At 65.1% G+C, this 12,704-nt stretch carries 15 protein-coding genes and 1 pseudogene; 12 read left to right on the forward strand and 4 right to left on the reverse strand.

What is annotated here, in order from left to right:
* The first annotated feature begins 177 nt into the window (after positions 1-177).
* A complete protein-coding gene (locus tag ACE10W_RS00920; protein ID WP_011083664.1) occupies positions 178-1,272 on the forward strand; it encodes an HD-GYP domain-containing protein in 1,095 nt (364 codons plus the stop codon).
* 115 nt (positions 1,273-1,387) lie between these two features.
* On the opposite strand, the gene ACE10W_RS00925 is transcribed toward ACE10W_RS00920, so the two are convergent.
* Positions 1,388-2,968, reverse strand: coding sequence for an ATP-dependent acyl-CoA ligase (locus ACE10W_RS00925; protein WP_304550099.1), 1,581 nt, complete (start codon positions 2,966-2,968; stop codon positions 1,388-1,390).
* Between the two features lie 218 nt (positions 2,969-3,186).
* The gene (locus ACE10W_RS00930) at positions 3,187-3,597 is read right to left on the reverse strand and encodes a VOC family protein (protein ID WP_011083666.1); all 411 of its coding nucleotides are present in this window, start codon (positions 3,595-3,597) and stop codon (positions 3,187-3,189) included.
* 126 nt (positions 3,598-3,723) lie between these two features.
* On the opposite strand from ACE10W_RS00930, the gene ACE10W_RS00935 reads away from it, so the two are divergent.
* From ACE10W_RS00935 to ACE10W_RS00960, 6 genes and pseudogenes are all read left to right on the forward strand, one after another.
* The gene (locus ACE10W_RS00935) at positions 3,724-4,698 is read left to right on the forward strand and encodes a tripartite tricarboxylate transporter substrate binding protein (RefSeq protein WP_011083667.1); all 975 of its coding nucleotides are present in this window, start codon (positions 3,724-3,726) and stop codon (positions 4,696-4,698) included.
* A gap of 150 nt (positions 4,699-4,848) precedes the next feature.
* A complete protein-coding gene (locus tag ACE10W_RS00940) occupies positions 4,849-5,127 on the forward strand; it encodes a DUF3551 domain-containing protein (RefSeq protein ID WP_304550102.1) in 279 nt (92 codons plus the stop codon).
* Between the two features lie 155 nt (positions 5,128-5,282).
* Positions 5,283-5,507: a DUF3551 domain-containing protein gene (locus ACE10W_RS00945; protein WP_060912795.1), complete on the forward strand. Its 225-nt coding sequence runs from the start codon at positions 5,283-5,285 to the stop codon at positions 5,505-5,507.
* Positions 5,508-5,544: 37 nt separating this feature from the next.
* Positions 5,545-6,084, forward strand: a complete 540-nt coding sequence (locus ACE10W_RS00950) for a helix-turn-helix transcriptional regulator (RefSeq protein ID WP_011083668.1) — start codon at positions 5,545-5,547, stop codon at positions 6,082-6,084.
* Between the two features lie 11 nt (positions 6,085-6,095).
* Positions 6,096-6,428, forward strand: a pseudogene (locus ACE10W_RS00955) (SRPBCC domain-containing protein); the annotation flags it as partial.
* Between the two features lie 21 nt (positions 6,429-6,449).
* Positions 6,450-7,187 (forward strand): DUF899 domain-containing protein, encoded by a 738-nt coding sequence (locus tag ACE10W_RS00960; protein WP_304550104.1) that lies wholly within the window; start codon positions 6,450-6,452, stop codon positions 7,185-7,187.
* Positions 7,188-7,359: 172 nt separating this feature from the next.
* On the opposite strand, the gene ACE10W_RS00965 is transcribed toward ACE10W_RS00960, so the two are convergent.
* Entirely contained in the window at positions 7,360-8,604 is a 1,245-nt protein-coding gene (locus tag ACE10W_RS00965; protein WP_304550106.1) for a S1C family serine protease, read from the reverse strand.
* A gap of 192 nt (positions 8,605-8,796) precedes the next feature.
* Between ACE10W_RS00965 and ACE10W_RS00970 the strand changes: the two genes are divergently transcribed.
* From ACE10W_RS00970 to ACE10W_RS00990, 5 genes are all read left to right on the forward strand, one after another.
* Positions 8,797-9,414 carry a hypothetical protein gene (locus tag ACE10W_RS00970; RefSeq protein ID WP_304550108.1) on the forward strand — a complete coding sequence of 206 codons (618 nt, stop codon included), beginning with the start codon at positions 8,797-8,799 and terminating at the stop codon, positions 9,412-9,414.
* Positions 9,401-9,775 carry a transcriptional regulator gene (locus ACE10W_RS00975; RefSeq protein ID WP_038965183.1) on the forward strand — a complete coding sequence of 125 codons (375 nt, stop codon included), beginning with the start codon at positions 9,401-9,403 and terminating at the stop codon, positions 9,773-9,775. Before ACE10W_RS00970 ends, ACE10W_RS00975 begins: the two co-directional genes overlap by 14 nt.
* Positions 9,776-9,805: 30 nt before the next feature.
* Positions 9,806-10,546 (forward strand): di-trans,poly-cis-decaprenylcistransferase, encoded by a 741-nt coding sequence (locus ACE10W_RS00980; RefSeq protein WP_011083674.1) that lies wholly within the window; start codon positions 9,806-9,808, stop codon positions 10,544-10,546.
* Positions 10,547-10,667: 121 nt separating this feature from the next.
* Positions 10,668-11,204, forward strand: a complete 537-nt coding sequence (locus tag ACE10W_RS00985) for a GNAT family N-acetyltransferase (protein ID WP_304550110.1) — start codon at positions 10,668-10,670, stop codon at positions 11,202-11,204.
* 86 nt (positions 11,205-11,290) lie between these two features.
* Positions 11,291-11,776 (forward strand): Crp/Fnr family transcriptional regulator, encoded by a 486-nt coding sequence (locus ACE10W_RS00990; protein ID WP_011083677.1) that lies wholly within the window; start codon positions 11,291-11,293, stop codon positions 11,774-11,776.
* On the opposite strand, the gene ACE10W_RS00995 is transcribed toward ACE10W_RS00990, so the two are convergent.
* Entirely contained in the window at positions 11,715-12,542 is an 828-nt protein-coding gene (locus ACE10W_RS00995; RefSeq protein ID WP_304550112.1) for a metallophosphoesterase, read from the reverse strand. The genes ACE10W_RS00990 and ACE10W_RS00995 overlap by 62 nt on opposite strands.
* Between the last annotated feature and the right edge of the window lie 162 nt (positions 12,543-12,704).

Consider the following 12,704-nt stretch of genomic DNA (forward strand, 5'->3'; position numbering starts at 1 on the left):
CCGTTCTACCGTGCATGGGGTTGTTTTTGACTGTTTTGCAGTTCCCGTCTCGGGAACAGAAATCCGTAAAATTGCGCGCAATTCCGGAAGGTTCCATTGAGCACGCCTCTTAAGGGCCGGAGAACCTGATCCGGCTTAGGCTTTCGCCCGAAACACTCCCGTTCTCTTGGGGAAGCCATGAACGCCTCAGTGAAACCCGCCGCCAAACGCCGGCTTCTGCTCGCCTCCGACCGGAGCGACGAGAGCACCGAGCTTGCCAGCATCCTGAAGGCGGTCGGCGACGTCTCGACGGTGACGACCCAGGACATCCCCGAGAAGCCCTCGCGCGATCTCTCCGGCCTCGTGGTCGACATCAATCTGCGCTCGCCCGAGAGCGTGCAGCGGGTGCGCAACAAGCTGCGCGGCGATGCCTATCGTTCGATGCCGCGGCTGTTCGTGCTCGCCGATGCCCTGCACCACGGCACCATGCAGGCCTGGGCGCTGGGCGCCACCGACACGATCTCGCGGCCGCTTCAGGCCGACGCGATCCTGCAGCGCATCCGCGCCGCGTTTCCCGACACCGCCACCTATGACGCGACCGATCGCGGCAAGACGCTCAACCGCGGCGTCGAGGCGGCGCACGCGGTGCTCGCCAAGATGTTCGAGAAGCTGCCGCTCGGCGTGCCCCTGACCTTCGACGACGTCATCGCCGCCGAGAGCAAGATCCTGAAGGCGATGAAGCACTCCTCGCTGCGCGAGTGGCTCACCACGGTCGGCTGCCACCATGTCGGCAGCTATCGCCACTGCCTGTTCGTCACCGGATTTGCGGTCGCCTTCGCGCAGCATCTCGGCATGCGCGAGGACGACCAGCGCCGCCTGACCCGCGCCGCGCTGCTGCACGACGTCGGCAAGGCCTTCGTTCCTTCCGCGCTGCTCGACAAGCCCGGCAAGCTGACCGACGAGGAGATGGACGAGGTCCGCCAGCATCCGCGCCGCGGCTATGACGCGCTCGCAGCCCAGGGCGGCTTCCCGCCGGAGATGCTCGACGTCGTGCTGCATCACCACGAATTCCTCGACGGCAGCGGTTATCCCAACGGCCTGTCGTCGAACCAGATCAGCGACATCGTGCGGCTGACGACGATCGTCGACATCTACGCCGCCCTGGTGGAGAAGCGCGCCTACCGCATGCCCTTCACCCACTCCCGCGCCTTCACGATGATGGAAGGCATGGGCGGCAAGCTCGACCAGCAGCTGCTGCAGGCGTTCAGGCCCGTGGCGCTGGGGTCGTTTTGACTTCTTGACGAGTCATTCCGGGGCGCGCGCAGCGCGAACTATCGTGCGCAGTTGCGCACCTGAGAATCTCGAGGTTCCGGGTTCGGTGCTTTGCACCGCCCCGGAACGACTGTGATCACCCCACCATCTTCCTCAGCTCCGCCTTCGCCACCTTCTCCAGCGTCGAGCGCGGCATGTCGTCGACCAGCCTGATCTCGCGCGGCACCTTGAAGTCGGCGAGGCCTTTGCGGCAGGCGGCCATCACGCTGTCATGCAGGTCCGGCGCTGCGCCCGCGACGCCGCCGTGCGGGATGATGAAGACGACCGGCACCTCGTCCAGCATCGGGTGCTTCTTCGCCACCACCGCCGCCTCGCGCACGCCGGGGACGAGCGCGATCACCTGCTCGATCTCGGAGGCCGCGACGTTCTCGCCGCCGACCTTCAGCATGTCCTTGGCGCGGTCGCCGAACCTGATGAAGCCGTTCGCCAGCCGCTCGACGCGGTCGCCGGTGAGGAAGAAGCCGTGCGCGTCGAAGCTCTCGCGCGTGGCTTTCTCGTTGTGGAGATATTCGGCGAACAGCGACAGGCCGCGGATGCCCTTGATCGAGAGATTGCCGGTGTCGCCGACCTCGGTCGGCCGTCCGTCATCGTCGGTGATCCGGATCTGGTACTCAGGCGCGGCGCGGCCGATCGACATCGGGATGTTGGGCTGATCGACCTCGCCGACGATGCCGTGGGTGATGGTCTCGGTCATGCCCCACCAGCCGATGATCTTGACGCCGAACGCGGCAAAGGCCGGCGGCTCGTTGACGGCGCTGCCCCACAGGCGGAATTTGTGGTCCTTCGGGATCTCCTGCTCGAGCAGCGCCTTCATGCAGAAGGGAATGGTCGAGGTCCAGGTCGAGCCGTGCTCGCGCGCGACACCCCAGAACCGGCTCGCGGAGAAGCGCGGCTGGATCACGCAGGAGCCGCCGACCCACAGCGTCGCCAGCATGGAGTAGGCCAGCGCGTTGGTGTGAAACAGCGGCAGATAGGCCTGGTGCACGTCGCCGGCGTGCAGGTCCTCATGCGCGGCGTTGACCTTGGCGCCCCACAGCGCGTTGGCGTGGGTCCACAGCACCGCCTTCGGCCGCGACGTCGTGCCGGAGGTGTATTGCACGCTGCACGGCGCGAGCGGATCGGCCATGCGCCCGGGACGGTCGGCGCTGTCGGCGAACAGCGCCTCGAAGCTGTCGCCGTGCGCGACGGGCTGTGCCGGCGCCGCGCCCGCATCGTGCGAGGTCACCGCGATCCAGCGCAGATTGCGGCAGTGCTTTGCAAGGATCTCGGCGTAGGACGGTTGCGTGATGGCGGCAACCGCGCCGCAATGATCCGCAAAATACTCCATCTCGGCCGGCGCCGAACGCGTGTTGGTGGTCACTGCGATGGCGCCCAGCTCGACGCAGGCAAACCAGGCCAGCAGCGCCTCGATGCAATTGTCCAGGTGAATGAGGACATACTCGCCCGGCCTGACGCCGCGCTTCGCCAGCCCCGCCGCGAGCGCGCCGACCCGCTCGTGAAACTCGCCATAGCTCCAGTGCCGCGCCGGCGCGTCGAACGGCGCCCAGATCAGGAACGGATGTGAGCTGCGCACCTCGGCGCGCATCTTCAGGAGCCAGGGCACATCCAGCCCGTCAAACGGGCCCACGATTCCGGCTGCGGTCTGTTGATTGGGCATGCGTCCTCCCGTGCAGCCTGCATCTTGATGGCGGCTGCCTTTTGATTATTGCGTCTTCCTGCCACCGGACGGCGCGGGGAGCAAATCGGGGGCGGTGTGCGCTGTGCAGTGGCCGCGCGCTCGTTCTCTCATTCGTCATTCCGGGATGGTCCGAAGGACCAGACCCGGAATCTCGAGATTCCGGGTTCGATGCTTCGCATCGCCCCGGAATGACGAGTCTAGTTTTCGTACGACGAGATCTCGATCAGGCTGCCGTCCGGATCCCTGCAATAGACCGAGCGCAGCGTGCCGCGGGCGCCCTGCTTGGGAACCGGGCCTTCCTCGATCGCGACGCCATGTGCCTGCAAATGCGCCACCACCTCGTCGGGCGCGGCGGAGGTGAGGAAGCACAGATCCTCGCTGCCGGCGGTCTGGTGATCGGCGGTGAACCACTCCACCTTGTCGGCATCGCGCGGCCGGACGTTGATCTTCTGGTTACCGAATTGAAGGGAAGTCCGCGGCGCTTTGCCGCCGCCGGGGTCGAACACCTTGACTTCCATGCCGAGAATCTTGCGGTACCACTCCGCGGTCACCGCGACGTCGGCGACGTTGATCACGAGGTGATCGAGGGCCTCGACCTTGACCGGCATGCCTTATCCTTTCGTCGCCATGTGCGTTGCGCACTTTCCGCGTGCTTCCGGCTTTGTTACAACGCCGCCGACGACGCTTTCAAGATATCTGGCTTTCAAGAACAACACGTTGGGAGAACCCTTGAAATGATCACTCGCCGTACCGCGCTGGGCCTGCTTGCCGCCACTCCTCTTGCAGCCAGCCCGCTGTCGAAGGCCCTTGCCGCCGATTATCCGGCTCGCCCGGTGAAATGGGTGGTCGGCTATCCGCCGGGCGGCGCCACCGACATCCTGGCACGGCTGATCGGCCAGCGGCTGTCGGAAAAGCTCGGCCAGCAATTCGTGATCGAGAACAAGCCGGGCGCCGGCAACAATATCGCCACCGAATCCGTGATCAATGCCGAGCCCGACGGCTACACGCTGCAGCTGGTCAATCCGGCCAACTACATCAACGCCTCGCTCTACACCAACCTGAAGTTCAACTTCGTGCGCGACATCGCGCCGGTCGCCTCGTTCCAGCGCGTGCCGAACGTGATGACCGTGAACAAGGACGTGCCGGCCAAGACCGTCGCCGAGTTCATCGAATACGTGAAGGCCAATCCCGGCAAGGTCAACATGGCCTCGTCAGGCAACGGCACCTCGGTGCACCTGTCCGGCGAGATGTTCATGGCGATGACCGGCTGCAAGATGCAGCACGTGCCCTATCGCGGCGCGGCGCCCGCGATCACCGACATGCTCGGCGGTCAGGTGCAGGTGATCTTCGACAACATGCCCTCGATCATCCAGCACATCCGTTCGGGCAGCCTGCGTGCGATCGGCGTCACCACCGCGCAGCGCTCGCCGCAACTGCCCGACGTGCCGGCGATCGGCGAGACCGTGAAGGACTACGAGGCGAGCGCGCTGTTCGGCATGGGGGCGCCGAAGAACACGCCGAAGGAAATCATCGCCAAGCTCAACGATGAGATCAACACGCTGATGAAGGAGCCCGACATGACCAAGCGTCTGGTCGAGCTCGGCGGCGAGCCGCGGGTGCAGACCCCCGAGGCGTTCGGCGAGGAGATCAAGGCCGAGACCGAGAAGTGGAAGAAGGTCGTCGAGTTCGCCGGCCTGAAGGTCGAGTAGCGATCTTGTGATGATCGGAATTGGAGCCCTGCCGTTCGGCAGGGCTTTTTTTCTTGCGCGCGTTGTCTCGTTGATCTGGAATAAAGCGGCCCGGCGAAACCTGATGATGTATGGCGCCGTATCTGGCGCCGTGAAGAGAGGAGTTGGGACATGCGCAAGACGCAACTGGTCCTGCTGACATTGGGTGCGACGGTCCTTGCCGGTGTCGTCACCGTCACGCCCGCCGCGGCGCGCGACTATCCCTGGTGCGCCCAGGGCGGCGAATATGATTATCCCGGCGAATGCGCCTACAGCACCTACGAGCAGTGTCTGGCCAGTGTGTCTGGCCGGCTGCTGTACTGCGGCCCCAATCCGCTCATGGCCTATGGCCAGGTGCCGCAGCGCCAACCGCAGCCGCGCCGGCGCACGCGGCCCGTCGCGCCGTACTAGCCGCACGAAGTCATCTCGAAACCCGCAGCGGCGCATTTTCGCGTGATCGCTCCGGAATAAACTGGCTCGGCGAGCCTTTCTCTCTGTGAGGTCGCATGTCGCGCGGCGAACATGGGAGATCGGTCATGCGCAAGGCGCAATTCGTGCTGGGCACCATGGTCCTTGTGTGGCTCGCCGGCGGCAGCCCGGCGCGGGCGGACTATGCGTGGTGCATTCAGGATTCGGAATACGGCTATCCCGGCGACTGCTCCTATCAAACCCGGGAGCAGTGTCTGCTGAGCGCCTCAGGCCGCAAGGGCTTTTGCGGTCAGAATCCAGCCTTGGTCACGCGAGCGCCACCTCAGCCGGCTCCGCGAGCCCGGCACGCTCCGCCATACTAGCGGCGCCTCTCATTGACGTCTGCCTGATCAGCTGATCGTGCAGATCCGGGCGCGCGGGTTCCTGCTTGACGCCTTCTCGTTCACGTCTATACTAAACCATATGGTTAAGTATCAGGACGAGACGCTGGACCGGACCTTTGCGGCGCTATCCGACCCGACGCGGCGTGCGCTTCTCGCCCGCCTCGGCGAGCAGGACAGCCTGTCGGTGAGCGAGCTGGCCGCGCCGTTTCCGGTCTCGCTGCCGGCGATCATGAAGCATCTCGATGTGCTCACGGACGCAGGCCTGATCGTGCGCGAGAAAACCGGTCGCACGGTCTCGTGCCGGCTCACCGCGCAGCCGATGGAGCAGGCGATGAACTGGCTCAATCGTTACGCGCAGTTCTGGTCCGACAATCTAGATCGTCTTGCCGCCTTCGTGGAGGAAGAGACATGGCCAACACAGCCGTCAACGCCGATTCCCGCAGCGCCGAGCGCCCGGCAGAACGTCCAAGCGAACGTCCAAGCCTCACGCTCACGCGCCGGCTCCGCGCGCGGCCGGAAAAAGTCTACGCCGCCTGGACGCAGGCCGCGCAGCTAGCGCAATGGTTCGGGCCGCCGAACATGAAACCGGCGACGCTGACCGCCGAGCTCGACGTTCGCACCGGCGGTCGCTACCGCATCAGCTTCGTCAGCGACGACGGCGAATATTTCGAGGCCGGCGGCACCTATCGCGAGGTCGTGCCGAACGAGCTTTTGGTCTTCACCTGGGCCTGGCACTCGACGCCCGAGCGCGAATCGCTGGTCACGATCTCGTTCAAGCCGGATAGCGCCGGCACGCTGATGATCTTTCATCACGCCCAGTTCTTCGACGAGGCCGCACGCGACAACCATCGGCGGGGCTGGAGCTCGTTCCTCGACAAGCTCGATGCCTTCGTCGCCTGATTTCTGTCAGAGGAGACCGTCATGCAACCCCATCAGATCGTATCGCGCGAGCAATGGATCGCGGCTCGCAAGACCCTTATGGCGCATGAGAAGGAGCTTACAGCGGCGCGCGAGCGCCTCGCCGAGGAGCGCCGCGCGCTGCCCTGGGTCAAGGTCGACAAGGACTACGTATTCGACGGACCGAGCGGCAAGGTGACGCTCGGCGATCTCTTCAAGGGGCGTCCGCAGCTCGTCGTCCAGCACGTGATGTTCGCGCCCGACTGGGACGCGGCCTGCAAGAGCTGCTCGTTCTGGGCCGACGGTCTTGATCGCATGGTGCCGCATTTGGCCGCGCGCGATACCGCGACGGTCGCAATCTCGCTGGCGCCGATCGCAAAGCTCGAGGACTTCAAGACGCGGATGGGCTGGACCTTCGACTGGGTCTCGTCGGGAAGCAACGACTTCAACCGGGATTACGGCGTGACGTTCTCGCCGGACCAGATCGCCACGGGCAAGCCGATGTACAATTTCGGCACCACGAAGATCTACGGGCCGGAGCTGCCGGGCATCAGCGTGTTCTACCGCAACGAGGCCGGTGAGATCTTCCACACTTATTCCTGCTTCGCCCGCGGCCTCGACATGATGAACGCCGCTTATCAGTACCTCGACCTCACCCCGCTCGGCCGTCACGAGGAGGGGCTGCCCTATCCGATGGACTGGGTGCGCCTGCGCGACCAGTACGAGCCGCAGGCGACGAAGGGTGCGTGCTGCCACGGGTGAGGGGGCGGGTACGCCCTGCCCACATCAAAGGTGTCATCGCCCGGCTTGACCGGGCGATCCAGTACTCCGAGAGGGGAGTGATAGAGACGAGAGGCCGCAGCGTACTGGGTTCCCCGCCTTCGCGGGGAATGACAGCAGTGGTCGGCGCGGCAGCTTGCCTTGCTCGTGAGGGCTACCGCTTCGCGTCGGCCTGCTCCGTCGCGTTGCACGAGATCAGCATCGTATAGGGCCGCGCGTTGCCGGCGATGTCGGTGGTCTTGAGCTCGGCCTTAGGCTCGGCGGTCTGATAGGGCACCACGGAATTGTCGAGGAAGTCGCGCAGCACGCCGGTCTTGATGGCGAAGTTGATGTTCTCGGGAATGTTGCCGGTCGCTACGGCGATGCGGAGCGCGTCGACCTTTCCGGTAACGACGCCCACGATCTGCCCGGTGGCGTCGAACAGCGGGCCCCCGCTGTTGCCGGGCTGCACTGGCGCACTGATCTGCAGGAAGCGCGTGTCGTTGCGCATGCCGCTGAGTGAGCTCACGATACCGGTCGTCACGGTGAAGTCCGAGGTCAGCATTCCATGGTAAGGAAAGCCGATCGCGATGACGGAATCGCCGGAGCGGATCGAGCGGTCGCGGATACGGGCAAAGTCCTTGAAAGCCGCCGTCGACGGCGCCTGCAACAAAGCGAGATCGTTGTTCGCATCGCTCGACACGACGCGCAGCGCCATCGAGGCCTCGCCGGTGAGGTTGCCCTTGATGTCGCCGACGCAGCCGTCGATCACATGGTTGTTGGTGACGACGTGGCCGTTGGCGCTGACCACGAAGCCGGTGCCGCTCTTGGTTCGAGCAGATTTGCCGCCGGTCGCCGGTGATGCCTGCTTGTCCGGCGCGGTCTGCGGCTTGGCGGCAATCTTTGTAAAATCGCCGGCCTTATCCAGGCCGTCGGTTTTGACTCTGGTCACACAATTGGTAATCGCAGCCACCAAAGGCGCAGTTGACGTCAGGCTGAACTGAAAGGGCGTACCTCTCGCCACCGCCACCATCAGGCTCGCCTTCTGGAGCGCGCGGGCGACGTTGGTGGGCAGAACCGCCGAGACCATGACCTCGGAAAACGCGGTCGCGAAGAGTCTTACCTCGGCCTGACCGTCGAAGGTTACGTCGATCGTCAGGTTCTCACCCTTCTTGAAGCGAAATGCCGGATTGGCAAAGCCGAGCAGCCAAGAGCTGTTTGCATCCTGGCCAACAAGCAAGGTGACTCCGTTGGCGTAAGGTGTGCTTGCGGCGCAGTGAGAGAACGCGCCGGTCGAATCATTGGAATAGGCGCCGCCGTTCCAGTTGCCGACGCGGATCGTGCCGAAAGGCCCCGCCGCATGGGCCACCCCGGCCAGGATCATCTGTAGCACGCACGCAACAACAGTCGTCTTGAACATCTCCACGCCCCCGGAACGCTATTGGCTCATCTTATCCGGCCGGTCCCCATTGGTGCAACCGGCAGTTGTTCGGTTGGGGCGTGTTTCCTCGGGCAGCCTTCGGGCTTGCGCCTACTTTGCAATGCTATATACTTTGCAGTACAAAGTAACGGATCCCGACAAGCGGGGTCGAGCGAGGTTCTGGCGTTGCCGATGCGCGATCTCGACAAGGCACTGGCCGACATCGTGGCGATCCGCAGCCAGATTGCGGCCGGCACGGCGTTCCGCGGCTACGGCCCGGCAACCATGGTCGCGACCGGCGGTGTCGCGCTGATTACGGCAATCCTGCAATTCTGGCTGCTCGGCGACCCCACCGGAGAGCCGCTTGGCTTTTTCTTCGGCTGGTTCATCGCCGCCGTGGTCTCCGGCCTGATGATCGGGATCGAGATGCGCGCGCGTTCACGCCGCCATCATTCCGGCCTTGCCGACGCCATGATCCACCAGGCGGTCGAGCAGTTCCTTCCGGCAGGCGTTGCCGGCGTGCTGCTTGCGGTGGTGATGTGGAAGTTCGCGAGTGAGACGCTGTGGCTGTTGCCGGGTCTGTGGCAGATCCTGGTGTCGCTTGGCATCTTCGCCTCCATTCGCTCGCTGCCGCGCACCGTCGCGCTCGCCGGCGCCTGGTATTTCGTTTCCGGTTTCGCGGTCGTGGTGCTCACGAGCCGAACCCACACGCTGTCGCCGTGGACCATGGGCCTGCCTTTCGTGATCGGCCAGTCGGTGATGGCGGGCATTCTGTATTTTGCGTCCGGAGATCATGATGTCGAAGACTGACAGCGCGCCTTTTTCCTATGAAGGGCTCGACCGCGTCATCCACGAGAAGGCGAGGCTCGGGCTTCTGACCTCGCTGATGGCGCATCCGAAGGGGCTGGCGTTCGCCGACCTCAAGCAGCTCTGCGGCCTTACCGACGGCAATCTCAGCCGGCATCTTGCCGTGCTGCAGGAGGCCGGCCTCGTCGAGGTAACCAAGGGCTATGAGGGCAATCGTCCGCACACCACTTGCCGGCTGACCAGGGCAGGCCGCCGCCGCTTCCTCGACTATCTGGCCGTGCTCGAGCGCTTGGTGCGCGACGCCGCCAAGGCCGCCGGTCGCGAAGCGCCGCCGCTCGGCCGTCTCGGTATCATCTCGACCTGATCCTCCCCTTTTTTGACCGGAGACTTTGCAATGCAAAGTGACATGACCTCTCGCAGCGAGAAGCTTCACGTCGGTATCATCATGGACGGTAACGGCAGATGGGCGACGCGGCGCGGCCTGTCGCGGCTGCGCGGCCACGAGGCCGGCGTCGAGACGATCCGCCGCATCGTCGAGGCAGCGCCCAAGCAGGGCATCGGCACGCTGACGCTCTATGCGTTCTCGACCGACAATTGGCGAAGGCCGAAGGCCGAGGTCGCAGCGCTGATGACCCTGCTGCGCTTCTATCTCGCCAACGAGGTGCAGAGCCTGGTGAAGAACGGGGTGCGTCTCACCGTGATCGGCCGCCGCGACCGGCTGCCTGACGGCATCGCGAATGCGATCGCGCGGGCCGAAGCGGCCACCGCCCACGGCAGCACGCTCCACCTCCGCATCGCCGTCGATTATTCCGCGCGCGATGCCATCCTCAACGCGGCGGCGAAGGCGGCGGCGCTGACCAGCCTCACCCGCGAAGCGTTCTCGCAGCTCGTCACCGGCGAGGCCGGTTTGCGCGACGTCGATCTCATCATCCGCACCTCGGGCGAGAAGCGGCTGTCGGACTTCCTGCTGTGGGAAGGCGCCTATGCCGAGCTGCACTTCACCGAGCGGATGTGGCCGGAATTCGATGCGGGCGATCTCGCCGAGGCGCTCGCCGCGTTCCACGGCCGTGAGCGGCGCTTCGGCGGCCTCCAGGCGATCATGCCCGAGGAGGTGCCGTCACTCTCGCGGGTGTGACGCGGGGCACAGGGAAACGAGCTGTTCGTTTTTAGCCGCATGATTGGCGGCGATGTCCAAGCGCTGCGTGCACGGCCTCGGCTAGGTGTGCGGTCCACGCAACCTGCCGAGAGCGTCACGCATGCTACAGCTGTTTCCGGGGGGCGTCGTCGCGCCGGTCGAACTGGCCGAAGCGAAGGGGATGGTCTGCATCAGGGCCGCCAGTGCGTCCGATGTGGAGGACCTGTCGGTCTATTTCACCGGCCTGTCCACGTCATCGCGCAACAAGCGTTTCATGGGTGCGCGCGCCGACCTCGCCGTGGTCGCGGCCGAATGCGTGGCGAAGGCCGACCGTCCCGGTCACTTCACCTTGCTGGCCGAGTTCAGGCAGGAGGGGCAGCGCAACATCATCGGCGAAACGCACTACGCCTACGATGCGGCCGCACGGCACGGCGAGTTTGCCATCTCGGTCGCCGACGCCTTCCAGCGCCTGGGCCTTGGCCTCCAGATGATGACGGCGATGGAGACGCGCGCGATCGATCTCGGCCACGAGATGATCGCCGGCGAGACCGCGCGAACGAATGCTGAAATGCTCGGCCTGGCGAAGAAGGCCGGGTTCAGGGATACCGGGCTCGGCGACTGGCAGTCGGTTCACCTCGCAAAGCACCTGTCGCGATAGCTCTACGCAGGTCGAATTGCCGCGTGGCACGGATCGTGCTCTAGTATCCCGGCGATGGGTATCCCCAGCGATGGGAGCTTTCGGCGATGCGCGCAGTCCTGGATTATTGCACCGGCGGAACGGAGCGGCAGGTTGCGGCCGGTACGGTCGTCGTCACCGAGGGCGGCACCAGCGGCCATCTCTATGTGCTGATGCAGGGCAAGCTCGAGGTGCTCAAGGGTGAGATGGTGGTCGCCACCGTCACCGAGCCGGGCGCGGTGCTGGGCGAAATGTCGGTGCTGCTGGGCCAGCCGCACACCGCGACGGTCAGGGCCTGCTCCGATGCAATCGTCTACGAGTTCGAGGATGCCGCCTCGTTCCTGAAGCAGGAGCCGGGGGTGGCGCTGCTGATCGCGAAGATGCTGGCGCAGCGGCTCAACGTCGCCAACACCTATCTTGCCGATCTCAAGCGGCAATATGCCGGCCACGGCACGCATCTGGCCATGGTCGGCGAAGTGCTTCAGAGCATGATCAACCTGCCGCCGCTTGAGGTCTCGCCAGGCTCGGATCGGCAATCCGATCCAAGAATGTAAGCCAGTCCGGCGGTGCCTCGACCAAGGCCGCCGGCCGCTTCAGCGGCGCGTCGAGATCGAGCCATTGCGCCTCGCCCGCCGCCAGCCAGAACGCCTTGTTGGCATCGAGATCCAGCACGATATGCGTCGGCGGCCGGCCCGGTTGCAGGCCCGCGTTGAAGACCCAGGTCTGGCCCAGCCGGTCGAACCACGAGCCGTCGGCGATGAAGGGCGACTGATGCACATGTCCCGAGATCACCATCGACGGCTGATACTGCATGATCCACTGCACCACCTCGACATCGCCGAAGAAGCGCTTGCCGCCCCAGCTCGTCGGCGAATTCGCCGGCGGCGCATGATGCGCCCAGATCCAGCGCTGCGGCCGGCTCGCCGCGGCATCGCGGAGCTGGTCGGCGATGCGCTGCTTGACCAGCGGTCCATCCCACCACGGGCACACCGTGAACAGGGTGTCGCCGATGGTGAGGCTGTCGCCGTCGCAGGCGATCCCCAGCTCGCGCACCTCCGAGATCCAGCGCGAGATCTTCTCGCCTTCCGCGTTGCGCTCGTCGAGGTCGTGATTGCCGGAGCAGATGATCACGCGGGTCTTCCCGGCAAGCAGCGCGAGGTATTTCTTCACCACCACGATCTGCGCGCGAAAATCCACCATCGAGCCGATATCGAGCGCATCGCCGGCGAAGATCACCAGGTCGAATTGCGGCGCCGCGCTGACCAGCCAGTCGAACTGCGGCAGCGCGTAGTGCAGGTCAGCCACGACCAGGCAGCGCATTTGAAATCCGTTCGCGATTGAAATTGTCTGGGAATTCCAAAACGGCAAAAAGCAAGAAGCAGACCAGCACGGCCGCCCCCTCGCGTCAATCCAATGAGCCGGAGCATGCCGCGGCGTATCGCGGCATGCAGGGCATCGGGCGTCGCAGGTCTGGACCGGACC

This window comes from Bradyrhizobium sp. B025 (genome assembly GCF_042257955.1).
GTDB classification, from domain to species: Bacteria; Pseudomonadota; Alphaproteobacteria; order Rhizobiales; family Xanthobacteraceae; genus Bradyrhizobium; species Bradyrhizobium diazoefficiens.

Bases quoted from the DNA above. Each gene is read 5' to 3' on its own strand.
- ACE10W_RS00920 (WP_011083664.1), top strand. From the start codon at position 178: ATGAACGCCTCAGTGAAACCCGCCGCCAAACGCCGGCTTCTGCTCGCC.
- ACE10W_RS00925 (WP_304550099.1), bottom strand. From the start codon at position 2,968: ATGCCCAATCAACAGACCGCAGCCGGAATCGTGGGCCCGTTTGACGGG.
- ACE10W_RS00930 (WP_011083666.1), bottom strand. From the start codon at position 3,597: ATGCCGGTCAAGGTCGAGGCCCTCGATCACCTCGTGATCAACGTCGCC.
- ACE10W_RS00935 (WP_011083667.1), top strand. From the start codon at position 3,724: ATGATCACTCGCCGTACCGCGCTGGGCCTGCTTGCCGCCACTCCTCTT.
- ACE10W_RS00940 (WP_304550102.1), top strand. From the start codon at position 4,849: ATGCGCAAGACGCAACTGGTCCTGCTGACATTGGGTGCGACGGTCCTT.
- ACE10W_RS00945 (WP_060912795.1), top strand. From the start codon at position 5,283: ATGGTCCTTGTGTGGCTCGCCGGCGGCAGCCCGGCGCGGGCGGACTAT.
- ACE10W_RS00960 (WP_304550104.1), top strand. From the start codon at position 6,450: ATGCAACCCCATCAGATCGTATCGCGCGAGCAATGGATCGCGGCTCGC.
- ACE10W_RS00965 (WP_304550106.1), bottom strand. From the start codon at position 8,604: ATGTTCAAGACGACTGTTGTTGCGTGCGTGCTACAGATGATCCTGGCC.
- ACE10W_RS00970 (WP_304550108.1), top strand. From the start codon at position 8,797: ATGCGCGATCTCGACAAGGCACTGGCCGACATCGTGGCGATCCGCAGC.
- ACE10W_RS00975 (WP_038965183.1), top strand. From the start codon at position 9,401: ATGTCGAAGACTGACAGCGCGCCTTTTTCCTATGAAGGGCTCGACCGC.
- ACE10W_RS00980 (WP_011083674.1), top strand. From the start codon at position 9,806: ATGCAAAGTGACATGACCTCTCGCAGCGAGAAGCTTCACGTCGGTATC.
- ACE10W_RS00985 (WP_304550110.1), top strand. From the start codon at position 10,668: ATGCTACAGCTGTTTCCGGGGGGCGTCGTCGCGCCGGTCGAACTGGCC.
- ACE10W_RS00990 (WP_011083677.1), top strand. From the start codon at position 11,291: ATGCGCGCAGTCCTGGATTATTGCACCGGCGGAACGGAGCGGCAGGTT.
- ACE10W_RS00995 (WP_304550112.1), bottom strand. From the start codon at position 12,542: ATGCGCTGCCTGGTCGTGGCTGACCTGCACTACGCGCTGCCGCAGTTC.